The 25,381-nt window shown below is 69.5% G+C and carries 28 protein-coding genes; 5 read left to right on the top strand and 23 right to left on the bottom strand.

What is annotated here, in order from left to right; genetic code table 11:
- Positions 1-223 precede the first annotated feature (223 nt).
- The 8 genes from BLU09_RS01760 to BLU09_RS01795 all read right to left on the bottom strand — a co-directional run bounded on the left by BLU09_RS01760 (position 224) and on the right by BLU09_RS01795 (position 7,904).
- Entirely contained in the window at positions 224-1,027 is an 804-nt protein-coding gene (locus tag BLU09_RS01760; RefSeq protein WP_090484694.1) for a heme ABC transporter ATP-binding protein, read from the bottom strand.
- Positions 1,024-2,112, bottom strand: coding sequence for a FecCD family ABC transporter permease (locus tag BLU09_RS01765; protein WP_090484696.1), 1,089 nt, complete (start codon positions 2,110-2,112; stop codon positions 1,024-1,026). The genes BLU09_RS01760 and BLU09_RS01765 overlap by 4 nt, the downstream gene beginning before the upstream one ends.
- Entirely contained in the window at positions 2,109-3,011 is a 903-nt protein-coding gene (locus BLU09_RS01770) for a heme/hemin ABC transporter substrate-binding protein (protein ID WP_090484698.1), read from the bottom strand. Before BLU09_RS01770 ends, BLU09_RS01765 begins: the two co-directional genes overlap by 4 nt.
- Positions 3,008-4,096, bottom strand: coding sequence for a hemin-degrading factor (locus BLU09_RS01775; protein ID WP_090484701.1), 1,089 nt, complete (start codon positions 4,094-4,096; stop codon positions 3,008-3,010). The genes BLU09_RS01770 and BLU09_RS01775 overlap by 4 nt, the downstream gene beginning before the upstream one ends.
- A gap of 27 nt (positions 4,097-4,123) precedes the next feature.
- Entirely contained in the window at positions 4,124-4,783 is a 660-nt protein-coding gene (locus BLU09_RS01780; protein ID WP_090484704.1) for an HmuY family protein, read from the bottom strand.
- 33 nt (positions 4,784-4,816) lie between these two features.
- Complete coding sequence (locus BLU09_RS01785) at positions 4,817-6,832, bottom strand: TonB-dependent receptor plug domain-containing protein (RefSeq protein WP_090484706.1); 2,016 nt, start codon at positions 6,830-6,832, stop codon at positions 4,817-4,819.
- Between the two features lie 130 nt (positions 6,833-6,962).
- A complete protein-coding gene (locus BLU09_RS01790; RefSeq protein WP_186817800.1) occupies positions 6,963-7,154 on the bottom strand; it encodes a hypothetical protein in 192 nt (63 codons plus the stop codon).
- 111 nt (positions 7,155-7,265) lie between these two features.
- Positions 7,266-7,904 carry a hypothetical protein gene (locus BLU09_RS01795; RefSeq protein ID WP_090484710.1) on the bottom strand — a complete coding sequence of 213 codons (639 nt, stop codon included), beginning with the start codon at positions 7,902-7,904 and terminating at the stop codon, positions 7,266-7,268.
- Between the two features lie 68 nt (positions 7,905-7,972).
- On the opposite strand from BLU09_RS01795, the gene BLU09_RS01800 reads away from it, so the two are divergent.
- The 3 genes from BLU09_RS01800 (at position 7,973) to BLU09_RS01810 (ending at position 10,396) form a co-directional block, all read left to right on the top strand.
- Positions 7,973-8,803 (top strand): LEA/WHy family protein, encoded by an 831-nt coding sequence (locus BLU09_RS01800; protein WP_410477975.1) that lies wholly within the window; start codon positions 7,973-7,975, stop codon positions 8,801-8,803.
- A gap of 11 nt (positions 8,804-8,814) precedes the next feature.
- On the top strand, positions 8,815-9,519 hold the full coding sequence (aat, locus tag BLU09_RS01805; RefSeq protein ID WP_090484714.1) for a leucyl/phenylalanyl-tRNA--protein transferase: 705 nt from the start codon (positions 8,815-8,817) through the stop codon (positions 9,517-9,519).
- 91 nt (positions 9,520-9,610) lie between these two features.
- The gene (locus tag BLU09_RS01810) at positions 9,611-10,396 is read left to right on the top strand and encodes a hypothetical protein (protein ID WP_090484716.1); all 786 of its coding nucleotides are present in this window, start codon (positions 9,611-9,613) and stop codon (positions 10,394-10,396) included.
- A gap of 45 nt (positions 10,397-10,441) precedes the next feature.
- Here the strand turns inward: BLU09_RS01810 and BLU09_RS01815 are convergent, their stop codons facing one another.
- The 9 genes from BLU09_RS01815 to BLU09_RS01855 form a co-directional block, all read right to left on the bottom strand.
- A complete protein-coding gene (locus tag BLU09_RS01815) occupies positions 10,442-11,224 on the bottom strand; it encodes a hypothetical protein (RefSeq protein ID WP_090484718.1) in 783 nt (260 codons plus the stop codon).
- Positions 11,225-11,241: 17 nt separating this feature from the next.
- Complete coding sequence (locus BLU09_RS01820; RefSeq protein WP_090484720.1) at positions 11,242-11,826, bottom strand: imm11 family protein; 585 nt, start codon at positions 11,824-11,826, stop codon at positions 11,242-11,244.
- A gap of 8 nt (positions 11,827-11,834) precedes the next feature.
- Positions 11,835-12,701, bottom strand: a complete 867-nt coding sequence (locus tag BLU09_RS01825; RefSeq protein ID WP_090484722.1) for an AHH domain-containing protein — start codon at positions 12,699-12,701, stop codon at positions 11,835-11,837.
- The gene (locus BLU09_RS01830) at positions 12,698-13,816 is read right to left on the bottom strand and encodes a hypothetical protein (protein ID WP_090486926.1); all 1,119 of its coding nucleotides are present in this window, start codon (positions 13,814-13,816) and stop codon (positions 12,698-12,700) included. Before BLU09_RS01830 ends, BLU09_RS01825 begins: the two co-directional genes overlap by 4 nt.
- Positions 13,813-15,135, bottom strand: coding sequence for a TIGR02270 family protein (locus BLU09_RS01835; protein ID WP_090484724.1), 1,323 nt, complete (start codon positions 15,133-15,135; stop codon positions 13,813-13,815). The genes BLU09_RS01830 and BLU09_RS01835 overlap by 4 nt, the downstream gene beginning before the upstream one ends.
- Before the next feature lie 17 nt (positions 15,136-15,152).
- Entirely contained in the window at positions 15,153-15,689 is a 537-nt protein-coding gene (locus BLU09_RS01840; RefSeq protein ID WP_090484726.1) for a DUF6484 domain-containing protein, read from the bottom strand.
- Between the two features lie 19 nt (positions 15,690-15,708).
- Positions 15,709-16,173, bottom strand: a complete 465-nt coding sequence (locus tag BLU09_RS01845) for a DUF4150 domain-containing protein (RefSeq protein WP_090484727.1) — start codon at positions 16,171-16,173, stop codon at positions 15,709-15,711.
- 74 nt (positions 16,174-16,247) lie between these two features.
- Positions 16,248-17,249 carry a hypothetical protein gene (locus tag BLU09_RS01850; protein ID WP_090484729.1) on the bottom strand — a complete coding sequence of 334 codons (1,002 nt, stop codon included), beginning with the start codon at positions 17,247-17,249 and terminating at the stop codon, positions 16,248-16,250.
- Between the two features lie 103 nt (positions 17,250-17,352).
- Positions 17,353-18,132, bottom strand: coding sequence for a pilus assembly protein N-terminal domain-containing protein (locus tag BLU09_RS01855; RefSeq protein WP_090484731.1), 780 nt, complete (start codon positions 18,130-18,132; stop codon positions 17,353-17,355).
- Between the two features lie 54 nt (positions 18,133-18,186).
- Here BLU09_RS01855 and BLU09_RS01860 point away from each other — a divergent pair, with 54 nt between their 5' ends.
- A complete protein-coding gene (locus BLU09_RS01860; protein ID WP_090484733.1) occupies positions 18,187-19,554 on the top strand; it encodes a hemolysin family protein in 1,368 nt (455 codons plus the stop codon).
- A gap of 45 nt (positions 19,555-19,599) precedes the next feature.
- Here BLU09_RS01860 and BLU09_RS01865 read toward each other — a convergent pair whose 3' ends face one another.
- From BLU09_RS01865 to glgA, 5 genes are all read right to left on the bottom strand, one after another.
- A complete protein-coding gene (locus BLU09_RS01865; protein WP_244171352.1) occupies positions 19,600-20,463 on the bottom strand; it encodes a hypothetical protein in 864 nt (287 codons plus the stop codon).
- Positions 20,441-20,992: a hypothetical protein gene (locus tag BLU09_RS01870; protein ID WP_244171353.1), complete on the bottom strand. Its 552-nt coding sequence runs from the start codon at positions 20,990-20,992 to the stop codon at positions 20,441-20,443. The genes BLU09_RS01865 and BLU09_RS01870 overlap by 23 nt, the downstream gene beginning before the upstream one ends.
- A gap of 118 nt (positions 20,993-21,110) precedes the next feature.
- Positions 21,111-21,593, bottom strand: a complete 483-nt coding sequence (locus BLU09_RS01875) for an LEA/WHy family protein (RefSeq protein WP_090484739.1) — start codon at positions 21,591-21,593, stop codon at positions 21,111-21,113.
- Between the two features lies 1 nt (position 21,594).
- The gene (locus BLU09_RS01880) at positions 21,595-22,509 is read right to left on the bottom strand and encodes a serine/threonine protein kinase (protein ID WP_090484741.1); all 915 of its coding nucleotides are present in this window, start codon (positions 22,507-22,509) and stop codon (positions 21,595-21,597) included.
- A gap of 35 nt (positions 22,510-22,544) precedes the next feature.
- Entirely contained in the window at positions 22,545-23,978 is a 1,434-nt protein-coding gene (glgA, locus tag BLU09_RS01885) for a glycogen synthase GlgA (RefSeq protein ID WP_090484743.1), read from the bottom strand.
- On the opposite strand from glgA, the gene pdxH reads away from it, so the two are divergent.
- On the top strand, positions 23,979-24,641 hold the full coding sequence (gene pdxH / locus BLU09_RS01890) for a pyridoxamine 5'-phosphate oxidase (protein WP_090484745.1): 663 nt from the start codon (positions 23,979-23,981) through the stop codon (positions 24,639-24,641). It abuts the gene before it with no gap.
- Positions 24,642-24,650: 9 nt separating this feature from the next.
- Here pdxH and BLU09_RS01895 read toward each other — a convergent pair whose 3' ends face one another.
- Entirely contained in the window at positions 24,651-25,340 is a 690-nt protein-coding gene (locus BLU09_RS01895) for an SDR family oxidoreductase (protein ID WP_090484747.1), read from the bottom strand.
- Between the last annotated feature and the right edge of the window lie 41 nt (positions 25,341-25,381).

Genomic DNA, 25,381 nt, shown 5'->3' on the forward strand with positions numbered 1-25,381 from the left:
CGCCGAACCAGGACGAGGTGACGAGGCACGACAGCACGCCCAATGTGCGGCATGGGGGCACCGGGCAGGCCACGGCTTCCCTGCCCGTCCGCCGCCAGCGAGGGGAAACGACGCCCCCCCACGGGAAAGGCCCTGGGCCATCACGCGCGGTGTGGAGGGGCACCGGGCGCCCAGGGCCTTTCCCGCGGGGAGCTGAATCCAGCGGGTACGGCTCCGTCCGTGCTCAGCGAGTCAGCGGCGCGCGGCCCTCCGGGATGACCAGGGGACCGGGCGAGCCCGGCCATTCGACGACCTGCACGCGCAGTCCGAAGACACGGGCCACCAGCTCCTGGGAAAGCACCTGCGCCGGTGCGCCCAGCTCAACCAGCCGGCCCTCGGCGAGCACGGCCATCCGGTGCGCGTATCTCGCGGCCAGATTGAGGTCATGCAGCACCGCCAGCACCGCGCCACCCGCCTGGGCGAAGCGCGCCGCCGCCTCCAGCACGAGGTGCTGGTGGGCCAGATCCAGACTCGCCGTCGGCTCGTCCAGCAGCAGGTAACGGTGTCCGGAGGCCAACGGTTCGGAGAGCTGAGCCAGCACCCGCGATAGCTGCACACGCTGCCGCTCGCCCCCCGACAGCGTGAGGTACGAACGTGAAGCCAGGTGCCGCGTGTCGGTGGCATCGAGCGCCGCCACCGCCGCCGCCAGGTCCGCGCTGCCCTCAGCGCGGCTCGCATGGGGACTCCGTCCCAGCAGCGCCACCTCCAGCGCCGTGAAGCCGAAGCCCAGCGACGACTCCTGGGGGAGCACGCCCAGCCGCATGGCGCGCTCCCGCGGCTTCCAATGCAGCAAGGGAGTGCCGTCCAGGAGCACCTCGCCCGTCGAGCACCGCAGCTCGCCCGACATGGCGGACAGCAGCGTGGACTTGCCCGCGCCGTTCGGCCCCACCACGGCCAGCACCTCGCCGGGCTGCAGCGTCAAGTCCATGGGCCCCAGCGTCCGCCCACGGCCACGCCACACCTCGATGCCACGAACCTCCAGGCTCATGCGGCCCCCTTGCGCGACAGCAGCCCGATGAAGACGGGAACGCCCAGCACGGACGTGAGCGCGCCCACGGGCAGCTCGGCGGGAATGGCCGCCGTGCGAGCCAGCAGGTCCGCGCCCACCAGCAGCGAGGCCCCCAGCAAGGCGGATGCACTGAGCAACCGCCGGTGGTCCGGTCCCAGCGCCAACCGCAGCAGCGCGGGCACCAGCAAGCCGACGAAGGCGATGACGCCGGTGACGGACACCGCGGCCCCCACACCCAAGGCCGCGGCGAGGATGAGCCGACGCTTGAGGCGCTCGACATCCACGCCCAGGTGCCACGCCTCACGCTCCCCCAGCAGCAGGAGGTTGAGGGTGCGCGCCTCACGCAGCAGCAGGCCCAGGGCGATGAGCAGCGGCGGCGTGGCGGCCCCCACCACGTCCCAGGACGCACCGCCCAGGCTGCCCCAGGTCCAGAAGGTGATGGAGCGGAGCTGCGCGTCGGTGGCCATCTGCGTGAGCAGGCCGATGCCCGCGCCCGCCCCCGCGCTGACAGCCACGCCCGCCAGGAGGATGCGCGCCGTCTCCGTGCGTCCGCCGCCTCCCCCCAGCCGATGCGCCAGCAGCGTGGCGCCCAGCGCGCCCAGGAAGGCCGCGCCCGGCACCGCGAGCATCCGCAACGAGCCCAGGTGGGCGCTGAGGGCCACGTCCATGACGATGGCTGCCACCGCCCCCAGCGCCGCGCCGCTGGAGGTGCCCAGCAGGCCGGGCTCCACCAGCGGGTTGCGGAACAACGCCTGCAGCGCGGCACCACAGGTGGCCAGCACCGCGCCCACCATGATGCCGAGCGTCACGCGCGGCAGGCGGATGGACAGCAGCACCGCCTGCTGCACGGACTCCAGCTTGTGGCCGATGTCCAGGCCCACCTGTTCCAGCAGACTGCCCGCCAGTGCCAGCAGAGGCACCGGCACCGCGCCCACGGCGAGCGACAGGAGCACCACGCCCAGCAGCAGCGCCGTCAGCAGCAGCCACGGACGCGGGGCTGCTGGCTGACTGGGCTCCTGGGTGCGGTAGGTGGCGGAGACGGGCGCAATCTCCGACGCACTCATTTGCGGCCCCGAGCCGGGGACATGTACCCATCCTGCAAGCGGCTCACGGCCTTGCCCAGGTGAGGCCCCAGCCCCATGAAGTGGACGTCATCCACGGTGATGAGGCGCCAACCACGCACCTGTGACAGGCCAGGCGTGCGCGACAGGCCCTCCTCACCGCCCACCGGCTCCAGGGAGCTGGCTGGCATGAGGATGAAGTCCGGCGCCGCTTCGACCACCGCCTCCGCCGTCAGCGGCTTGTGGCCCGAATAGCCGGCGATGGCATTCACGCCGCCCGACAGCGTGACGAGCTCGCCCGCCGCTGTCCCTGCGCCCGCCACCATGAGGACGTTGGCCCCGCGCGCGTACAGCGCGAGGACCCGCGGCGGCTTCGCGTCCTTGCGCGCCGCCGTGCGCTCCCGCGCCTTGCGCAGGTCCGCGTCCAGCTGCTTGACCAGGGCCTCACCCTGCTCGGCCTTGCCCAGGCGCTGCGCGAGCGTCCGGATGCGCTCGCGCGTGGCTTCGACGGTGTGCTTGTTCGGCAGCACCACCACGTCCACGCCCACCGTCTTGAGCTGCTCGAGCACGCCCGGAGGGCCCGCCTCCTCGGACGCCAGCAACTGCGACGTCCCCAGCGCGACGATGGCCTCCGATGACAGCGCCCGCTGGTAGCCCACCTTCGGCGACTTCCGGGCGACCTCCAACGCCAGGCTGGTGTCATCCACGCCCACCACCTGCCCGCCCGCGCCCAGCGCGAAGACGGTTTCGGTGATGGCGGGGCCGACGGTGACCAGCTTCGCCGCGTTGACCGGGGCCTTGGCCGCGGCCGCCGCCTGAGGCTTCGCGGGCGCAGGCACCGCCGCGTGCGCGAGCGAGGCCACCGCCATGAAGACCCACGACAGCCCGGACGCGCGGCTCATCGCGACACCTCGCTCGCGGGCAGCGCCTGGGCCAGTTCCTCCGCCAGCGCGCGCCACTCAGGCGACTCGGGCTGCCCCGGCTTCCGCTTGCCGAAGATGAGCGCGATGTTCTCCCCCGCCTCGTTGAACAGCTCCACGGACGTGACGACGCCGTCCCGCGTGGGCTTGCGCACGACCCACGCCGAGTGGACGTGGTCCGCGCGGACGTGGAGGTTGAAGCCCGCGTCCAACACGTTCATCCACGGGCCCATCGGCTTCACGTTCTTCACCGGGCCGGTGTGAATCTGGATGCAGCCCGGGTTGCCCACGAAAATCATGATGGGCAGCTCCGTCGCGGCCGCCTTCTCCAGCACCCACGTCAGCGAGGACGCTGCCACCGAGGTGGTCAGCTCCGGCTCGGCCAGGCGGAGCGCCTGGGTGCGCGCCACGCTGAAGCGGTTGAGCAGCATGAAGAACTCATGCGTGTCCTGGAGCGCGCGCCAGCCGGAGCGCAGCCCCTCCGCGTCAATCTCACTGTCGGGCTTGGGCGCCGCCGCGGGCGTGGCCGGGACGATGCTGAGCACCGGCGACTGGTCCGCGTGGGTGAACTCCTTCACCAGGGTGTCGAACGTCTCCTCGCGCCCTGCCTCCTCTACGTAGAGCTTGTGGACGGCCGTCCCCGACGCGTCGAAGAATTGGAGGCTGCGGCGGATGCCATCGCCGTGCGGCTCACGGATGGCGAAGCCGAAGCTCCAGCGCGTGAAGAACAGGCGCAGGTCGATCTCCTCGTCCAGCACCAGCCCCTGCTTGCCGTGCAGCTCGATGTTGCGCCAGGTGCCACGCTTCTCATGCACGGCATGCGCGTTGCGCGTGAGCGACATCACCCGCCCCAGCGACTCGAAACGGGGAAGGAGCGCATCCAGTCGAAGGTCCAGCCGGACGACGCTCTCCCCAAGTCCCGTGGCGAGCAACTGCGCTTCACTCACACCCAACTGCTCGGCGGCGTCACGAATACGGGTGCGAGGCTGCTCCTCGCGGAGGGTCTGCCAGCGCTGGCGCAGACGGGTGGATTCGGAAACGACATCAGAGTTCGCGGTCTGATTCATGTTGGACACCTGGAAGTGGAAGGGAGCTCAGTACGAGGACGGCTGCGTCACGGCGCTGCCGCTGGAGGCGGGGCCAGGCACCTTCGCCCAGCGGAGCGACAACATCCCCGGCGTACCGGCATCGTCGTAATAGGACTGCATGGCGACCTTGAAGTAGTCACCAGCGTCGGAGCGGACGACGTACACATTGCGACGCGCCGTGAGGGCGTGCGTCGTCATGTCATAGGCGTACCACCCGTCGCCCTGCTGGAAGGCGCTGTCCGGGTCCTCGCCCCGGTCCGGGCCGTCCTCGGAATCCGCGACGTAGCCGTCCGCCGGCGCCCGCGTCACCGCCGCGAAGTCCGTCTCGAGGAGCACCGCCACCGCCACGTTGCCGGTACCACTCACGCCGCCCCGGGTGCGGACGTTGAAGCGGTTGAAGGCCAGGTCCCAGACAGTGTCCTCGGAGGCGCTCACCTGCGCGCCCTTGTCCAGGTCCAGGCCAATCCAGTCCGCGCTGCTCGTCGCGTTCACGGTGGTGGTGTACGAGCCGTCATCGTTGGCCACGTGATTCACGTGGGAGCCATCCGTCGGCGGGTTCTCTGGTGGCAGCTCGAGGTCATCGCCGCACGCGGACAGGGAACCGGCCAGCAGCAAGGCGGCGCTGGCGCGGCCCAGGAAGGAGGAACGGGGAGAGAAGCGGGACATCGGGACTCCTTGAGTGAGAGGTGGAAGGGAGCGTCAGAGCCGGGCGGAGATGCCGGCCTGGATGGCGCGAGGGGGAATGGGGAGGTCGGTGGGGTTGCCCGCGTTCGCGAGGTTGGTGCCCAGCACGAAGAACTGGAGTTCCTCGCGCATGCGCCAGCCCAGCCGGGCATCCACGGTGACGTAGCGCTTGGCGTCGTACGGGTTGGCGACGCCGTCACCGTCCGTGTCCGGATAGAAGGGACGCGGCCCCACGAGCGCGCCGCGCACCCAGGCCTCCAGGCCCGACGTCCGGTGACGCCAGGTGGCCTGCGCGGTGAGGCGATGGCGCGCCTGCCCTTCCAGCGCCAGCCCCGTCTCCTCCGAACGGCCGTCGGTGAGCGTGTAGCCCAGCTCCGCGGAGATGCGACCAGGGAGCTGCTGACGCACACCCAGCTCGCCTCCGCGCACGCGCGCACGCGCGATGTTCACGTAGGTGAAGAGCTGCTGCGGACCGACCATCTCCGTGGAGACGCCAATCATGTCCTGAAGGCGGTGCTGGAAGGCGCTCACCCACAGGAGCGAGGACTCCGCGGGCTTCACCTCCACCGACAGGTTGAAGCTGCGCGAGCGCTCCGGACGCAGGTCCGGATTGCCGTGCACCCGGTAGCCCACGCTGGGGTTCTCGAAGTCGAGCAGCATCTCCTGGAAGCCCGGCGCCCGGAACGCCCAGCCGTAGCTGCCGCGCAGCGTGAGCCAGGATGTCGGGTCCATGCGCGCCGCCAGCCGAGGCGTCACCGCCGTGCCGAACTGCGTGTCCGTGTCCACGCGCGCGCCCGGCACCAGCGTCAGCTTCAAGCTTGGCACCAGGGTCCAGTTGTCCTGCACGTAGATGGACGCGCGGGCGCGCTGGCCGGTGCCGTCTTCGCCCAGCCGGTCCGCCTGCAACCATTCGCCGAGCAGCTCCGCGCCCGCCACGAAGGCGTGGGCGTCCCCCAGCTTCGCGTCCAGCTGCGCGCCCAGCCGGCCCTGCTGCTCGCGCGTGTCCTCGATGGTGTCCAACGCGTTGGAGCGGCGCTGGTCCCTCAGGTAGCGCCGGTTGAACCACGCATAGGCGCCATCCACGCGCAGCGAGGCGCTGTTGGACAGCGTCCACCGGGGAGACAGGCGCACGGAGAGCGAGTCATCCCGGCTGGCGCGGTCGAAGATGGCGCCCGTCACGCCCACGTCCACGCCGCGCTGCACCCGGCGTGCATAGGTGGCGTTGGCCTGCAGCGCCGTGCCCTCACTGATGCGCAAGTCACCGCCCGCGGACGCGTCGATTCCATCCAGGCTGCTGCCCGTGGTGCCGATGCTCGTCGGGTCCAGGAGGTACGCGTCCCGCCGCGCCAGACCGCCGCTCAGACGCAGCCCCCAGTTCTCGCCCTTCGCCTCGCCGGTGGCGTCCAGCTCCAGCCGCTGCATGGAGCCGTAGGAGGCGCGCAGCTCGGCGCCCAGCGGACGACGGGCACGACGGGTGATGAGGTTCACCACGCCCGCCACCGCGTCGCTGCCGTAGAGGACCGACGAGGGGCCCTTCACGATTTCTACCTGTTCGATGTCCTCGGTGGACAGGCGGGACAGGTCCACGCTTCCGGCCACCCGGCCGGCCACGCGCTCACCGTCCACCAGCACCAGGACGTACTCCGGCGACAGGCCCTGCAGCTGCACCGTGGCGCCCGCGAACGTCTGGACCACCTGGAGCCCAGGGTGCGCGGCGAGCAACTCCGACGCGTCCCGCGCCCCGCTGGCCAGGATGTCCGAGCGGGTGATGACCTCCGTGGCCACCGCCGAATCCTCGAGCCGCTCCGGCGAACGCGACGCCGTCACCACCGTGCGCGCTTCCGGCAGCGCCTCCGCGTCTAACGCGGGCTCCAGCCCCGCCTCGGCCTGGACCACCTGCGCATCGGGCGGAGCCTCCGCGGTGGAAGCCTCACTGGAAGCCACCTCGGTGGCAGGCGCTTCACTGCCACCGCCCCACGCCGTCCACGGCATGGAACAGGCCACGAAGAGCAAACACCCACGCCACGCCATGCTGCGTCCTCCGGCGCAAGGCCGGGGGCCTTTCGCGGAAGGCCCTGTAGGGCGCTGGGCTCAATGGCCTCGGGCCTCAGGAAAAGACCTCACTGCACCGGGCCTGCGCGGCCCGGGACCGACTCACACGTCAGCGGACGGCGCCGCTCACCTGCGCACCACCACCGCCTCCCGGCGGCGTTCGCTCCAGGGGCACCACCTGCGTCCGGTGGCAGCGGCGGCACTTGAGCTCCACGCCCTCCGGCACCAACCGCGCCAGCAGGCTGCCGCACATGCAACGCAGCTCCTCCACCCCGCCTTCACCGTGGCAACCGTCGCGCATCACCGCTCCTGGCTCGAAACGGCGGCGACGATATTGATACTGATTATCAAAGTCAAGCGACTGGCAAAAAAACCGCCCCAGTGCGAATCAGGGTGTGCGGGAGCGCGCCGCTCAGTGAACCTTGGAGCGCGCGGAGGTGTCGCGAGCCAGACGCACCTTGGGCGTCACCATGCGAGCGACACCGGAGTAGAGCTGTTCCTCGGTGTAGACCTTCCGCACCCGGCGATGGCTGCCGGGGTGGTAGGCGGGACCGGGCCGTTCCAGCCACTGGAGGATGCGCACCTCGCCGGAGTGGGCCATGGCGGCCAGCAGCTCCGGGGGGCACAGCTTGAGGTAGCGACGCACCAGCGGCTTGAGCTTGCGAGAGAAGTTGCGCCCCAGCACGGCATGGCGCCGGCCGGAGTGCAGCGTCCCATCGAAGCGGCGCGACAGGTGGAAGAGCTCGTGAATCACCGTCTCCACGCGGGCCTGCGCGGTGGACCCCCGGAAGAAGAGCGGCCGAAGGGTGACGCAGTACAGCATCCGCTTGCCCCGGATGCGGATGATGGGCTTGCGGCGTCCGGTGCGGTCCGTGCTCTTCCCACCCCGGAAGCACAGGGGCTTCACGGTGCCCCGGGAGGCGCGGCGAGCCTCACCGGCCACCACGAGGATGCGGCCGGCCTTCACATGCCCGAACTCCGGCATCTTCGCCGCGATGTCCCGGATGAGAGAGCGGAGCGTCTTGTTGAAGTTGGGGCGGCGTTGGGCCACGGGTGGTGGACAGTCTAGCGGAAAAGCCCTTGAGAGGACTCCAGGGCGTGGCCACATTGTCTAGCGTCATGCGCTTGCCCTCGCCCATGTTCCGACTGGCCGTGGTGCTTCTCCTCTGTGCGGGGTGTGCTTCCGCCCCTACCCGGCCCTCCAGTCCCGCCGTCCTCACCGCCCAACGGACCGTCGTCGCGTCCCAGGGCCTCACCGACGCCACCCTGCGCTTCGAGGCCCAGGTGACCAGCCCCGGAGAGGGGGTGGTGGAGCGCGCCGACTACGAGCTCGTCGCCGATGGCCAGGTGGTGAAGACGGGCACCGCGAAGCTGGACGTGGCGCTGACGCCCGGCGAGCCCACGGACCTCTCCTTCGAGGAGCGCGCGCCCTACGTGAAGAACGAGGACGACCTGGCGCGGCTGAGCGCCCAGGGAGGCACGCTGCTGCTCGCCCTGCGCGGCACCCTCGTCGTGCGCTCGGGAGACCAGGAGCAGACGATTCCCTTCGCCGCCAGCCGCGCGGCGCGGGTGCCCCGGCTGCCCACGGTGGTGGTGGAGGAGTTGGACGGGGCGCGCTACTCGGATGAGGAGGTCCAGCTCAACCTCCGCCTGGGCGTGCGCAACCCCAACCCCTTCCCGCTGCGGCTGGAGGGCCTGACGTGGACGGCATCGGTGGCCGGCAAGACGCTGGACAGCGGCACGCTGGCGCAGGCGGACACCGTGGACGCGTCCGCCACGGGCGTGTACCCGGTGGAACTGGCGGTGACAAAGGACACCTGGGGCCCGGAGGTGAAGGCGCTCATCTCCAAGGGGCTGCTGCCCTACGGGGTGACCGGTGAGGTGACGGGCCCGCTGCTGCGCGTGCCGTATTCGCTCACGGGCAAGGTGAAGCTGAACGTCTCCCGGTAGAGTGGGACGCCGTGCCCATCTACCTGTTGAGTGACGAGCACCCCGAGCTCTTCCCGCCCCCGGAGCGCGCCGACAAGAGCGGCGTCGTCGCCGTCGGCGGTGACTTGCGTCCGGAGCGGCTGCTGGCCGCCTACGCCCACGGCATCTTCCCCTGGTACAGCGAGGGAGACCCCATCCTCTGGCACTCGCCGGACCCGCGCTTCGTGCTGTCGCCAGACAAGCTCCACGTGGGCCGCTCGCTGCGCAAGACGATGGCCCGCGGCGTCTACGAGGTGCGCTACGACACCGCCTTCCGGCGCGTCATCACCGAGTGCAGCCAGGTGCCTCGGCCCGGACAGACGGGCACCTGGATTACCGAGGAGATGATGGAGGCCTACGTCACGCTCCACGAGGCGGGCTTCGCGCACTCGGTGGAGGCGTGGGCGGAGGGCGAGCTGAAGGGCGGCCTGTACGGGGTGTCCCTGGGCGCGGCCTTCTTTGGAGAGAGCATGTTCGCGCTGGCCCCGGACGCCTCGAAGGTGGCCTTCGTCACCGCGGCGGAGCGCTTCCAGGGCTGGGGCTTCCAGCTCATCGACTGCCAGGTGGAGACTGAACACCTGGCCCGCTTCGGCGCGGAGAACTGGCCCCGCAGGCGCTTCCTCACGGCGCTCGCCCGAGCGATGAAGGAGCCCACCCGGCGCGGGAAGTGGACGGAAGAGGCGGCGGCCGGCCCCTGAGCGCCCGTCGCTTTCGAAATGGCGCGTGCCCCTTTGAATATCGGAAGCGGCGGGCCGTCACGGTCCCACGCCACCGCCAGAGGAGCCGCCCATGCGATGGAGTTCCGCCCTGTTGCTGCCGCTGTGTCTCGCCACCACCGCCTGCGGCACGTCCGCGAAGCACCAGGCGCTGCTCGAACGCCGCGACGCCATCCGGCTGGCGGACGTCGAGCGCGAGGAGGGCGCCCGGGAGCAGTACCGCAGCAGCTCAGGCTTCCAAGACACGCGCTGGGGGATGACGAAGGACGAGGCCATGACCGCGCTCCCCTTTCACGCCCGGGTCATCAACGAATGGGGGGACGTGCACGTCGCCGACGTCGTGGCGGGCCGCCGCGCGGACGCCTACTACGTGTTCGCCCAGGGACAGCTGGCCGAGGTCACCCTCCACTTCCGCGCGCCGGGCGCCGTCCGCGACAACTTCAACGCGGTGGCGGAGCTGCTCACCATGAAGTACGGCAAGCCCGCGTCCAGGGAGGACTCGGCGCTCGACGCGGAGGGGCGCCTGGCGCTGGCGCAGATGGCCAACAACCTCTCCGAGGCCTCGGCGAACTACCACGCGTGGCGCTCCGGCGTGCAGCCCAGGGGCCCCGCCGTGGACAACTTCGGCCGGCAGATGGAGGCCAACGCGAGGACGGACGCCGCCCTCGCGGCTCACGAATACCTGCTGCGGAGCACCTGGACCGAAGCCGAAACGGAGCTGCGGCTCACCGGAAGCCAGGAGCCCGGGGCGCGCAGCCTGACGCTCACGTACACGAGCCAGAGACTCAAGCCCTACCTGTCCAAGGAGCTGGCCGTCCGCGACCAGCAGCGCAAGGTGGAGCAGTCGCGGGAGCTGTAGCCGCTCCACTCTGGAGGCGCCGCGGGCGGGGACGCACCGCGGCGCTCAAGGACCGAGCGAAACGACCCAGTCCCCGGCGTACTGGGACGTCATGGGCGTGCGGGCCAGCGGCGGGCAGTATTGGAAGTGCTCGTCGAAGCTCGCGATGTCCGCGCGCTCGGTGAGCCTGAGCCAGGCGAGCCCCTCCAACCAGATGGCTCGCTTCGGCGCGAAGCGTGTCACGGGGGTCGTGAAGAGCTTCGCGCGCTTCTCGATGTCCTCTCCATGCACGAGCACCGCGTGCTTGAACGCCTCAGAGAAGGTGTCTGCGTCACCCTCGAGCAGGGCTCGGGCACAGGCAACCCGGTCCGTCTCTGTCTCGAGCCCCAGTCCCTCCAACGCCTCCACCCTCGGGATGACGACGTCCCTGGTACCGGGCGAGACCAGCACATGGAAGAGTTGGGCGCGTGCGTGCTCGGAGCGGTACTCCTCGTCCGGAAGCCACCGCGTCTCGGAAAGCTCCGCGACCTGTCGCGCCAGACTCCAGTGTCCCGCCGCGACGGCGCCGAGCAGAGGCTCCATGTGTCGCGAAGCAGGGAGCGCCCACTGCTTGAGGCGGCAATGCGTGAGCAATCGCCTCCAGTTCTCGGCGGCTCGGCACAGGTTCAGGAAGAAGCCCTGCGGGTTGCCATCCACGAGCAGGGTGGCCACGGCCACGACGTGGAAGTGGACACAGAGCTCATCCACGGTCCGCACGAGGACATCTCGGCTCGCGGTGGGATCGACCTGACGCATCAACTGGAGAATGGCCCGCCCGGAGTCCTCCCGCAGTGCCGCAAGCTTTGCCACGCTGCCATCCTCCAGGTTCAGGCGAACATGTCGTCGAAGCCTTCGGCGGGATGGGCCCTGAAACCTGTCAGCCCCGCCTGTTCGAAGGCCTGCTTGGTCCGGTCCGAAATCAGGATGAGCTCCATCATGTTGCGGGCGCGGAAGATTTCGGCCTGCGGATCAATCTTCCCTACTGTCAGCACCAGGTTACTGACATGACTAATCTCCCGAGAGAGCGCACTGATGTCATAGGTCGATTTTTCCATATCGATCGCATCTTGGGAGCCCAGAACATTCAGGATGCCATAACCATCAGCCACCGGACCCCACTGGTGATCGCACATGGTAACGGGAAGAAACTCTGCATTTTCGACCTTCAAGCCCTCCAAAACATGTCTCACACGCGACGACGCGAGTATGACACCAATGGTATTTCGCACGAAATCATAGAGTTTACGCCGGTCCGGGAAGTGGTCCGAGAACGACACCTTTCCCCCTGCAGGGAAACTCCGCGCAAGAGGCTCGCCCGTACTGAACTTCCAATTGGTCGGACTGTCCTTGGGCAAAGCATCAATGATAGCCCCATCTGCAGACTCCGCCCGCAACACCCAGTAATTAGCCATGATTGCTCCTACCAAAGGCTGCCCCACTCATAGTGCGTTCCGCCATCTTTATTGGCGTACCTAACGTGCTCTGAACCAGGGCCGACATATCGGACACCAGCGACTTTTGCTTCAACGAGCTTTCCGCTGAGTTTGACAATAAATATCCAGAACCGATTCTCCAGCTTTTTGAGCTCTTCAAAGATGAGTTCTGGCAAGTTGCCGTGCGGCTTCCCACTATCAATCAGCTTCTGTAAATCGTTGGCCACCTTCCGCATCTCATCCATGACCCGCATCGTGTAGGACTCGTGGTCGCTCGGATGGCAGATGAGGGAATGGACCGGGACGGCCCAGTCCTCGGCGGGAAGATTGATGATGTTGTGCCCGTGGTTGATGTTGTACTCGGACATCAGCAACAGCCGAATCTGCTTGTACGTGAAGGCCGGCTTGCCGTCCTTCATCATGTAATAGAAGGCCGAGCCTGGCAGCATGTGGTGAGCTTCCCAGGCGTACGGATGCTGCTGGGTGTACGTGGGGTTGAAGTTCTCCTTCGGCCCCCCTGGAAACTCCGCCCGCTCCTTCACCATGTCCCGGACTTCGCTCAGGTGCGCATGGTCGAAGTTGCGATACACCCCTCGGCCGTCCTGGGCCTTGAGGTACGTGTAGCCGCGACGGGCATAGTTATCGCCCTTGGCCAGCACCCCATTCAACGGCGCGTTGGGGTCCAGATGTCCGTCAGGAGCGGACTCCGCCTTCTTCTTCGGCTTGCTCTTCTTCGCCTCTTCCTTGGCCGCGGCCCGGGAAGATTCCTTCCGAGCCAGGTTGCGCTTGTAGATGCCATTGAGCCTGCGGGCCATTTCCGTATTGGGATTGTGCCGGGTGTCACTGGTTGTCATGGCAGAGCTCCTCTGGACGGATGCGCAGCAGTGGTTCCTAGCAAGACGGCGCCTCGGCCGGAATCGTCCGCGCTGGCGAAGACAAGGCTCACGGAGGAAGGCGCATCGCCGCGTTGCAGCCCCCTGACCGCGACACAAGCGCTGACCGCGCCCATCGCGGCCCCCACGTCCCCAAAGCCGATGGAGGGATACCAGGCCGGAAGTCCCCCCAGCGAGGCGTCCAACGCCCGCAGGTGCAGCAACACCATCCCCCACTCCCGCGCCTTCCCCTCTTCTCCGTTGTGGTCGCTCACCAGGAGCGGCCGGGAACGAAGGGCCCCCGCGGCTGCGAGCACCGCCTCGGCACATGCCGCCAGGGCCCGCCCATCCGATGGCCTGTCAGAGCCTCTCGGGTGCGGCTCTTCTCCGAGCCGCACCGCGTGCAGCATCACCTGGGGCGCGCCCGTCGAACGTTGCGCGGACCCCTCGGTGGTCAGCAACAAGGCCGCGCCCGCTTCCCCAGGCGTCAAGCCCACGGGCTGCTCCGGCGTCTTCAACCGTCGCCCATCCGCCAGCGCATGGAGCGTCGGCTCTTCGACCAGGCAGTCCACCCCCATCACCAGGCACGAGCGAAGCCCGCCGCTCTGCAGCGCCGCCTGGGCCGCATGCAGCGCCCTCGCGAAGGCCACGTGCCCACCACAAAAGAAGCGCCTGGGCCCAGGCCATTCCAGGCCCATGTTCCGCAGGCTCGCCTCCAACACACGGCGCCCCAGCGCCTCCGCTCGGAGCGCCTCCGTGGCATCCGGCTCGCCCAGGTCCAGGCCTCGCTCCCACGGGTCCGGCAGCGCCAGATAGACGCCGGTCTCCGGCCCGAAGCCCCGCAGGTCCACGCGAGTGCCCACATCCTTGAGCACCTCGCACGCCAACGCCACCAGCCGACCGACGCCCGAGAACCCGAACGTCGCCACCGGGAGCGCACAGATTGTCACGGGCCGAGGTGCCTCATCACCCGGGTGGGCGACGTCCACGTCGGGAGACTGCGAGGGGCGCAGCAGATTGGCCCGGAACGCAGCGCAGGCGGGAATCACCGGCCCCAGGCATGAAGCCATCCCCAGGGCCTCGACGAACACCTTCATGCCCCACCCCACGCGCCCACGCCTCCCTCCAGCGACTGGGCAAAACGCGCGGGCGGCAGGCGCCTCGCGGCGTCCTCTTCCGCGCGCTGGGTCCGTGTCCAAGCGCCCACGCCCAACCCCAGCGCGCCCCGGGTCCGCAGGGCCACAGCCCACCAGAGCGACCGGCGGCGATACATCGACCCTTCTCGTAACGCGTCGAGCAACGACTCCTGCCCCAAAGGCCGTCCCCGCACGAAGCGCACCGTCGGCTTGAACCGGGATGCGTGCTCGGCCCACCACGCCTCAAGACGGGGCACATCCGGCAGCGGGAGGTCTGCTTCCGGCGCGAACTCCGCGGCCGCCTCCTCGTCGCCCGACTCCACGCCCGGAGCCACCGCGGGAACCTCCATGCCTGTCACCAGCGAGAACGACTCCGCCGCCATGCGCGCCCATGGCGGCTCGCGCATCGCCTCCAGACAGGCCCGAGCAGTCTCGACCGTTCCCACCAGGCCGACCACCCTCAAGGTCTCCGTCCTTCGGGCAGCGTCTCCCAGCCCCTCCAACAGCAACTTCTGGGCGTCCGGCCCACCCGCCACGGCCAGCGCTCGCAAGGCCATCTGGCGGTGCGGCCCGCCCTCCAGGACCTGACGGCGGCATTCCCACCACGCCCGTCGACTTCCCGCCAACAGCCCTGCCTCCAGGGCAGCGCCAGAAACCTCGGCGGAGGATGAGCGCAGTCCCAATTCCAGCGTGGATTCGGACAACCGGACGGGCCAGGAGCGCAGGCAGCGAAACGCGGCGGCCCGCACCTGGGCGGCCTCATGCGTGAGCGACGCCTCCAGCGCCGGCCCAGGGTCCACTCGCCACGCCCCCAAAATCTCCAGCAGTGTCGCGAGCACTCCAGGTGAGGGCGATGCGTCGACCATGGGCCGCAGCCATGACTCCAGCCCCCGTCCGCCGGCACAAAGGAGCGCGGCCTGGATGCCCGCGCACGGGCCCTCCTCCCCCGCCTGGAGCACTTCGAGGACACTCCGCACAGCCGCCTCCAGGGCGTCTTCCTGAAGCAGCAGCCCGAGCGCGGCGCACTCCACCCTCCCAGGCGCGTCCGCTTCGGCCAGGGCGGGAACGAGCAGCCTCGTCGCGGCCTTGCGCCCCGCGAGCACGAGCGCATCCACATGGGCGAGGAGTCGCGCCTCCACCCCAGCGACGTCATCGAGGACATGGTCCGGCGCCACGAGGACACGCTTCCACTGCCGCCACAGGAATCCCGCCTCGTCGAGGTGTGACGCCAGCATCTCCCAGGAGATGGGGAGCGAGAGGTGCCGGGGCAACGGGTTCATCACGTCATGCCCCCTGCCTAGTTGATCTGCGTCTTGCCGCCACGAAGGCGCAGCACCTGGCCCGCGTCGACGAGCACATGCTCACCTCGAAGCAGAATCTGACCATTGCGCCGCAGGACCAGACTGGACCTGCCGCAGCGAAGCTCGAGCTCCTCGGTCGCGCCGTCCAGAAGCCCCTCGATGGGGACTCGCTGGCCGTTGGCGACGATGGCGACCTCTCCATCATCGCGCTCGCCATCAGGAGCTTCGAGCATGGCATCCAGGAGGGGCGTCTCACTGCGCGGCTGGAGCAAACCGAGCACGATGGGGCGCGTCGGTGTGCCCCGCTCGAAACAGAGCACCGCCTCCTGCCGCGCCTCTATCGCCCGAAGCAGCGTGGCCTCATCCACCGCGACCGCGAGCCGGGCCTCCAGCGGCCCATGGTGGTTGCCCTCGAAGTCCACCTGCACCGTGCCCATTCGCCCCCGTCCGACGACCCGGCCAATGAGGTTTCCCAGGATGGGCTCCTCCACTTGAGAAGGCGGGCGCCCGGCGTCCTGTTCGTGTGAGGCCATGGGATTCCGCCCCCTCGCGCTACATCTCTTTTTCGCAGACCAGGCAGTTGCACTTGCCCGAGCCCTGGCCGGCCGCCATCACCGGTGGCTGCATCAGCGGGAACGGAGGCGTGTTCTTGTCGTTGTGCAACATCAAGTCGAAGGCCCTCGCCACGTTCTTTCCCTCGACCTGAACGTCGAAGGAGAAGTTGACGAACTCGGCCTTGCCCTGGGTCTTGCCAGAGACCACACCGCCCCCCGCCGTTCCCGCCTCATCCCCCGTGCTGGTGCTGAAGTTGGAGTCCTTCACGCACAAGGGGTTCCCCTCTACCGCCACCGTCTTGCTGCCCTGCGCGGTATCGGCGGAGCGCGCCACGTTCGGGTACGGCAGCGGAATGGGACCCGCCGGGCTGGGCGTCTTGCAGACATCCGGAAACGCCACGGACACGCCGTTGGAGTCCTTGGTCACCACGGACATCTTGTTGACACCGACCGTATTGGCCATGGCGCCCCCCCTTCCCAGAACACAGGAGAGGGAATCATCCCCCGGTTCGATTCAGGAACTCAACCCGGACGCCCCTACTTCTTGCACGGTGACAACGTGCGCTTCGCGTACGCCAGCTCCTCTTCCGTGGGGCTGCCATAGCGTACCGCCTTCGGCGCCGCCTTGGGCTTGCCAGCGTCGTGGACGTTGAGCACGCCCAGTTCGCGGCTGAGGACGGTGCGCAGCCCGGTGCTGTCATAGAGCGCGCCGAAGAAGGCCCCGCCGGAGCGCATCGGAAGCGGCGCCAGCGCCCCCGCCGGCCGGAGCAGCAGCGCGGTGTGGTCCTCCGTGGCCCACTCGCAGGGGTCCTTCTTCCCGCCGCGCTTCATCCACGACACCGCGATGTCGAACACGGCGCTGCCGTCATCCCACCGGCTGCTGAAGATCTCCCACTTGCGCTGGCACTCCGGGGCCTCGCACGACGTGCGCTCGGGGATCACGTCCGACAACTCCAGGGGCAGCCCCCGGCCCTCCTCGCTGGTGGAGTTGTCGTCGGCGCGGCGCAGCTTGCAGCCGGTGGGCGCGTCCTTCTGGCGCAGCGCCACCGGCGTGCCCGACAGCCGGCCCGGGGGCAGCACGTCGCAGTCCACCTGAAGCTCGGACATGAGGTACGTCTTGCGGTCCGCGTCCGTCCCCATCCGCACCGCCCACCACACCACGGGCACCGCGCGGCAGGCCGCCGAATCCGCCTTGCCGAACACCCACAAGGGCACGGACGGGTCCGGCGCGCCCAGCTTCCGGACGTCCACATCCTCTGGCACCAGCTTCACGCCGGAGCGCTCCCGCTCGCTCTCCAGGAAGAAGCGGTCCTTCGACTCCGGGATGATGGCCTGGTGCGCCAGCCAGCCGGAGCCCGTCAGCCCCACCAGGTTGCGCGCCGTGAAGGGCACCACGTCCGGGCGCTTCGGACAGCCGCGCTCGGGCTCGGCGGCCGGAAAGGTGTCCACGTCATAGAACTGCGCGGATGCCACCAGGGGCATCAGCAGCGCCAGGCTCGACACCCACGCCTGCGCGGTCAACCGGACTGCCAAACGCATCGGGCTCCTCCACAAAGAAGCGGCCGCGGCCGGCTGAGGCACGCGGGCGAAAGAAGGAGCCTCCCGTCATACCGCAAGCCCGCGACACGCCAAGCCGAAGCCCTCAGCGCTTGCGTGACTTCTTCGGCGGTGGCAGCACCTCCACCGGAATCTCACGCTCCGCCTCCACCGCGGGCGTGGCCGCGTCCGGCGTGCCAGCGTCGGTGGGCTCGGGCGGCTTCACTTCCTGAATCTGGTCGTCCAGCGGCACCCGGCCCACGGAGCGGTGGAACAACTCCCACAGCGCCTTGCGGTGCACCTCCGGCGAGCCCGCGCCCGACACCACCACGCCCGCGCCGCTGTAACGAGCCTCCAGCCCCAGCGGCTTCAATCCCTCTCCCAGTGAAGTGAGCTGCTCCTGGAGGACGGGGAGCTCGAAGGTCAGCTCCAGCTCCCGGGCCACGAAGGCGTCTGTCTTCAGCAGCTCCAGCAGCGCCAACCTGCACGCGGAGTCCTTGACCGAAGCACTGAGGGAGCGCTCCGCGCCGCTCGTCGCGTTCAGGTCCGGACAGGCCTTGCGGGCCGCGGCCAGGCGGGGCGCGGGGTCCTCCGGCGGCGGCGAACCCACCGTGAGGCGCCACACGGCGAAGCGGCCCCCTGCGTACAGCAGGAGCAGCGTCCGTCCCGCCTTCTGCCCAGTGAGCAACAGTTCATTGCTCCCAGGCAGCAGCTCCGCGTCCGCCACGGAGGCGTCCGCCACCTGGACCCAGTCCACGGTGTCGAGCTTGTGGAAGCGTTCCTTCCCGGGCTCCAGGGGGACGACCAGGTCCACCGGCCACGCATGTGCGAGCGTCGGGACGAAGAAGGCCAGGAGTGCTCCAACAGCGTACATGCGAGCGAACATCAGGGCTCCAGCGCAGTGGTGTGGACCCTTAGCACGGGATAAGAACAGGGCTCTATGCCTACCTGGACCCTCTGGGTCGCCTGCCTGGCGCTGAGTTTCGTCAGGGCCCTTGTCGCCGCTTCGGAGTCCGCGCTCTACGGCGTGTCCGACCTGCGAGCACAGGAGCTGGCGAACACGCAGCCGGGCCGGGCGACGCGCCGGGTCCTCCGCCACAAGACGGACCGCGAGCCCGTGGCCACGGCGCTGCGCCTGGGCATGGTGCTCAGCGGCTTCCAGGCCGCGGCCATTGGGGCCTTCGTCCCGCCGCGCATGCTGGACTTCAGCCGCTACGGCGAATCCGCGTGGCTGCCGGTGGCCACCGTCGCCGCGGGCGCGCTGCTGGTGGGCGTGCTGGCCACGCTCATGGAAGTCACCATGCGCGGGCTGGCCAACGGCAGCCCGGAGCGCTGGGCCCTGCGGCTGTCGGGCTTCACCTCGCTGCTGGTGACGGTGCTCTACCCGCCCATGCGCGTGGCCATGGCGGTGCTCAACCTGATGGCGCGCACCTTCGGCCGCACGCTGCGCTTCGAGCCGCCGCCCCCGCCGCTGGAGGAGCTGGAGAAGCTGCTGGCCGCCCAGGCCGCGAAGAACGAGGTCGACAAGAGCGCCCCGCAGCTCATCCGCTCCATCTTCGAGCTGTCCGACAAGCGCTGCCGCGACGTCATGGTGCCGCGCACGGAGGTGGTGACGGTGGACATCACCATCACCCCGGACGAGCTGCTGCGCCTGCTGGCGGAGGAGAACCACTCCCGCATCCCCGTGTACCGGGACGACGTGGACCACGTCATCGGCGTGCTGCACGCGCGCGACATCATCCCCCTGCTCCAGCACCCCGAGCTCATCGTCCTGCAGGACATCATCCGCCCGGCGCACTTCGTGCCGTGGATGAAGCCCATTGGCGACCTGCTCCGGGACATGCAGAAGCAGAAGATTCACATGGCCATCGTCGTCGACGAGTACGGCGGCTTCATGGGTGTGGTGACGTTGGAGGACATCCTCCGCGAAATCGTCGGCGACATCGGCGACGAGTTCGAGGTGGAGGAGAAGCAGGTGGAGAAGCTGGCGGACGGCAGCTTCATGGTGGACGCCGCGCTGGAGGTGGACGCCTTCACGCAGACGTTCGGCTTCCCCCTGCCCGAAGGCGACTTTGACACGCTGGGCGGCTTCCTCTCCTCCATGGCGGGCCACCTGCCTGACGTGGGCGAGCGATTCGCCTACAGCGGCTGGCAGTTCGTCGTGGCGTCCAAGGAAGGCCCCCGCATCGACCGCGTGCGGATGTCGCGCGTGAAGTCCGGCCTCACCAAGGACGGCAAGGCCGCGGAGTCCCGCGACGGGCTGGGGCGCGAGCACGGCCGCGAGGAGCAGGCCTCCGCGAAGAGCTGAGGCCCGGAGCGGCACCGGCCCCGCTCCGGGGCCGGCCCTCACCCACTACTGGGACCAGTAGCACTCCAGCGTCTCTCGCGCGGACTTGCCAATCAGCTCGCAGTTCTCGAAGCGGGCGCGCTCGCTGCCTCCGAGCTGCTGTCCGTAGCGGTCCGCGAAGCGCCGGAAGTAGGCATCCGGAAGCGCCTTGGAATCGAGCCGGAAGTCCGCCGGTGGGGCGCGCTCGAGCTCCAGCCGGAAGGCAATGCCCCGCCCGGCGACGAGCCGGCGGACGCTGGCCTCATCGGTGATGGCCTGCTCCACCAGTTCGTTGAGCGGCTGCCCCAGCGACACGGCGCCGTCCTCTCCAGTGCGCCCGGTGCGCCGCGCGGCGCCCAGGGAGACGCTCCAATGCAGCGGGCCCTTGAGCGCGAAGGTCCGCTCATCACAGCGCTGGGAGCGCTCCTCTTCGACCTCGCCGGTGACGACCTCCTCCTGGCTGACGTCCTCGTCGGTGAGCGCCGTCACCAACGGATAGATGGAGGCGAGCGCCAGCACCACGCCGAGCGTCATGGTGATGTCGACGTCGTCATCGGACGAGCCGTCGGACATCGCCATCAAGACGCCGCCACCTCCGAGCATCGCGAGCCCACCGAGCAACGAGCCCATGGGCGGGCTGGTCGTCGTGTCGATGCGCTTCTTGCTGAACTCGGTGGAAATCTCGGTGCAGGTGGTGCGCTTCACCGCGACGCGGCCCACGTAGGACGCATCCACGACGCTCTCCAGCGTGTCGCGGTGGGTCTCTCCCAGGGACGCCTCTCGCAGGCGCTCGCCGCGCACGTACTCGGACGTCGTGCTGCAACCCGCCTGGGAGAAGAGCAACGCCGCCAGCCCCGCGGCCCCGAACCTAGAAGAGCCGGTTGCGCGCATCTTCCATCGCCCCACAAAGCCGCGAGTAGTGTTCGAGCGCCCGCTCCAGCCGCAGGCTCTTGTCGACGTCCGTCTGCCGTCCGGGGACGAAGTCCCGCACCGACGTCACGGAGAGGTCCACATAAGGCAGGCTCTGGAACTTGCCGGTGGGCTCCGCGCAGTAGCGGTTCTCCGCGCTGCACTTGCGGAACATGGAGTACGTCCCGCTGTGCTTCTCCTTCACACGAAGCCGGAGCGTCGCATCGTTTCCGCCGTTGAGCCGGATGACCTCGATGGGCAGCAGCAAGCCGCGCAGGTCGACGATCTCCGTCCGCTCACGGGGCTTGTCCAGCACCATGATGCGGCAGTCCTTCACCGTGACGTGCACCTCCGAGTCATTCCACGCCTCGATGTGCTCGCGCAGCCACGCCTCCGTCTGCGCCTTCGTTGGGTCGACCTTGCGCGAAGGAGCCGGAGGCTCAGGGGGAGGCGACTTCTCCGCGGCCAGCACGCTGGTGGAGCCCAGCAACGCCAAGGAGAGGGGAAACATACATCGTCGGAAAAGCGACATGGCCAGCACGCTGGCACGTCACACCTGCCGCCGGCAACGGACAACTACCATGACACCGCATGGGTAGCGTCCACCCCACGCGTGAGCGGCGGCGGCCTCAGTCCCCGTCCAGCGGTGGCACCCAGGCCAGCGGCAGCACGCGCTCGGACTTGAAGGGCGCGCGCCGCTCGGTGCCGCCGAAGCGCAGCACCACCCCGCCCTCCACCTGCACCCGCCGGGGCACGGACTCGGGCCCGCCCGTGGCGCGCGCGCTGGCCAGCGGGAAGAGCACGCGCAGCGGGGCGCTCCCATCCGCCGCCAGGGGCGCCGCCACCTGCTGGGTGCCCACCGCCACGCGGCGCCCGTCCACCCGCAACGTGAAGTCCACCGCGGCCAGCGTGGCCGCGTCCGAAGCGGGGTTCGTCACCGCCAGGTCCAGGTCCAGGACGCCGGTGCCGTCCTGCCGGAAGTCCACCTGGAAGCCCACCACGCGCACCGCGTCTTCATAGGCCCGCGGCCGGAAGGGCACCGAGCCCAGACACCCGGACACGGCGAGCCCGCCCCCCAGCAGCCCCAGGATGACGGCGCGGCGCGAGCGCATCTCAGCCCCCCAGCAGCGGCTGGAGCGCCTCCACCGTCAGCGGCCAGCCCGCGCGCCGGGACAGGGACTCCAGCGCCTTGATGAACTCCGCCGCCGTCTGGAAGCGCCGCGCCCGGTCCGCGAACAGCGCCTTGCGCGCCACCTGCACCGCGTAGTCCGGCAGCTCCGGAGAGGACGTCAGCAGCGGCACGCGTGCGTCGCGCACCTTGTGCATCAGCTCCGCCTCGTGCTCCCCGGCGAAGAGGCGGCGGCCGGACCACAGCTCCCAGAGGATGATGCCCACCGCGTACAGGTCCGTGCGCGCGTCCACCGGCAGGCCCAGCACCTGCTCCGGGCTCATATAGGGCAGCGTGCCGCGCAGCGCGCCGGAGTCGCCGCGCATCAGCCCCTCCACCTCCGCCACGCCGAAGTCGGTGAGCTTCACGTCGCCGTTGATGCCCAGCAGCAGGTTGGCCGGGTTCACGTCGCGGTGGACGATGGTGGCGCCGTTCTCCCCCACCTTGGCCCGGTGGATGTAGTCCAGCGCCTTGAGCAGACACCAGGCGATGTAGCAGGCGGACTCGGGCGGCATCGCCGCGCCGGCCTTCACCAGCAGCTCCTGCATGTAGCCCAGCGTCCGGCCACTCACGAGCTCCTGCACCATCAGGTAGTCCGGCCCCGCCTTGAACAGGCGGTAGGTGCGGACGATGTTCGGATGGCGCAGGCGGACCGTCAGCTTCGCCTCGTCAACGAAGGCTTTGACGTAGGCAGTGTCGCTGCGAAACGACGGGTGCAGCCGCTTGATGACAATCTCGTCCGGTTCACCCGGTGAGCGCTGCGTGGTGACCCGGGCTCGCGCCTGGTACACCTCCGCCATGCCGCCCACCGCCAACCGGCCGACCACCTCGTAACCACCCAGGTCCGGAGCATCCGCCACGGCACAACATTACTGCGAATTTCCGTCCGCACCCACTATTCCGCCACCAGGTCGTGGAAGAGCGCCTCGTAGCGGCGGCCGGACGCCCCCCAGGAGAAGTCCTTCTCCATGCCCCGGCGGCGGAACTCATCCAGGCGCGACGGGTCCGCGTAGAGGGCCAGGGCGCGGCGGATGGCCGCCAGCAGGGCGGACTTGTGGAAGGCCTCGAAGAGGATGCCGTTTCCGTCCAGCCCTCCCTCCACCGTGTCCACCAGCCCGCCGGTGGCCCGGACGATGGGCACCGTGCCGTAGCGCAGCGAATACATCTGGTTCAGGCCGCACGGCTCGTAGCGGCTGGGCATGAGGAAGAAGTCCGCCCCCGCCTCCACCAGGTGGGAGAGCCCGGGGTCGAAGCCGATGTGCACGCCCACCTGCTTCGGGTAACGGGACTGCAACGCGAGCAGCCCTTCCTCCAGGGGCCCTTCGCCACTGCCCACGCCGACGACGCGGATGTCCGCGTGGAGCGCCGCCGGCAGGGCCTCCAGCAGCAGGTCCATGCCCTTCTGCCACGCCAGCCGGCTGACGAAGCCGAACACCGGCGCGGGGCCGTCCTCCAGTCCGAAGCGGGCCAGCAGCTCGCGCTTGCACACGGCCTTGCCGGACAGGTCCTTCAGTCCGTAGCGGGCCGGGAGGAAGGCGTCGTCCTCCGGGTTCCACTCGTGCGTGTCCACGCCGTTGAGGATGCCGTGGAGCCGGTGCGCGCGGTGGCGCAGCAGGCCGTCCAGCCCGTAGCCCTGCTCCGGCGTCTGGATTTCCCGCGCGTAGGTGGGGGACACGGTGGTGAGCGCGTCGGAGAAGACGAGCCCCGCCTTCAGGAAGTTCACCGTGTCGTGGAACTCCAGCCCCTCATGGGCGGTGAACAAGTCCCAGGGCAGCGCCAGGTCCCCCATCACGTCCTTGGGGAACTGCCCCTGGTAGGCCAGGTTGTGGATGGTGAAGACGCTCTTCGCGTGCGCCAGCGGCCCCGTCTGGAAGCCGCGCCGCAGCGCCACCGGCACCAGCCCCGTCTGCCAGTCGTTGGCGTGGATGATGTCCGGGATGAAGCGCAGCCGCTGCGCCGCCTGGAGCGCGCCCACGCTGAGATAGGCGAAGCGCCGGTGGTTGTCGGCGAAGGCGCCCCCCGCGTCTCCGTAGAGGCCGTGGCGGTTGCCGAAGAGGAACGCGTTCTCCAGGAAGAGCACCTCCAGCCGCTCCGACACGCGGGCGGAGAGGATGGGGCCCGACAGCTCGCCGAAGGGGAAGCGCAGCAGCAGGGACTGGCCCGTGGGCTCCAGCCGCTCCGCGCCTCGCAGGTCGCGGTAGCGCGGGGTGATGACCTTGACGTCATGGCCCAGCGAGGCAAGCGCGGCGGGGAGAGCCCCGGCCACGTCCCCCAGGCCCCCCGTCTTGGAGAACGGGGCCACCTCCGAGGAGATGAAGAGGACATTCATGTGCGCACATTGACGTGTGTGCCGGATGAGTCAACCGCGAAGGTGCACACCTGCCCCGCCCCCCTTATGTTGCACCGCGTGATGATTCCTCCAGACCCCATCCAGCGCTTCGCGGAGCTCTTCGAGCGCGCGAAGCAGGCCATCGCGGTGGACCCCAACGCCATGGTGGTCGCCACCGTGGGGGATGACGGGCGCCCCAGCGCGCGCGTCGTCCTGCTCAAGGACTTCGATGCGCGCGGCTTCGTGTTCTACACGAACCACGAAAGCCGGAAGGGCCGCGAGGCCCGCGCGCATCCCTACGCGGCGCTCTGCTTCTACTGGCAGCCCTTGAATGAACAGGTGCGCGTGGAAGGCCGCGTGGAGCGCGTCACGGACGCGGAGGCGGACGCCTATTTCCAGAGCCGCGTCCGCGGCAGCCAGGTGGGCGCGTGGGCCAGCCTGCAGAGCCAGCCGCTGGCGACTCGCGCGGAGCTGGAGGCCCGCGTGGCGGAGGTGGAGCAGAAGTACGCCGGCCAGCCCGTGCCGCGCCCACCGCACTGGTCCGGCTTCCGCGTGGTGCCGGACCGCATCGAGTTCTGGCACGCCCAGGAGAGCCGGCTCCATGACAGGCACGTCTACCTGCGCGAGGACGGCGGCTGGCGCACGCAGATGCTCTACCCATGAAGGGCACGGCTACCAGGGCACTTCGGTCCCCTGGTAGTCGAAGAACCGGCCGCTGTGCTCCGGGCTCAGCCCGTCGATGACCCGCAGCATGCCGCGCACCGAATCCGGCGCCGGCAGCGTGGCGTCCGGGCCGCCCATGTCCGTCTGCACCCAACCGGGGTGGAGCAGCACGGTGACGAAGCCCTCCGGGCGCAGGTCCGTGGACATGGAGCGCACGGCCATGTTCAGCGCGGCCTTCGACATGCGGTACGCATAGGCCCCGCCGTCGGTGTTCGCCGCCAACGAGCCCATCCGCGAGGTGACGTGCGCCACCCGCCGCAAGGCGCCTTGCCGCAAGCCCGGCAGCATCGCGCTGGTGACACGCAGCGGCCCCAGGGCGTTGATGGTGAACGTGCGCGCCATGTCCGCGTAGTCCACGTCACCCAACGCACACCACAAGCCGGAGACACCGGCGTTGTTGATGAGCACGTCCACGGGGCCGGTACACACGTTGGTGGCGAACGCGCGCACGCTGGCGTCGTCTCCCACGTCCAGCGCATGGATGCGCAGGCGGTTGCCCGCCTTCTGTTTCAATGGCTCCAGCCGCCGTGCTCCCTCTGGCGACCTGACCCCGGCTTCGACGGTATCGCCCCGCAGCAGGAGCTGCTGGACGAATTCGAAACCAATCCCCCTGCTCGCTCCGGTGATGACGTAGCGCATGCATGGCATTAACGCGCTGAATGCCTTCCGCTGGCAAAACA

This window comes from Myxococcus virescens (assembly GCF_900101905.1).
GTDB lineage: Bacteria > Myxococcota > Myxococcia > Myxococcales > Myxococcaceae > Myxococcus > Myxococcus virescens.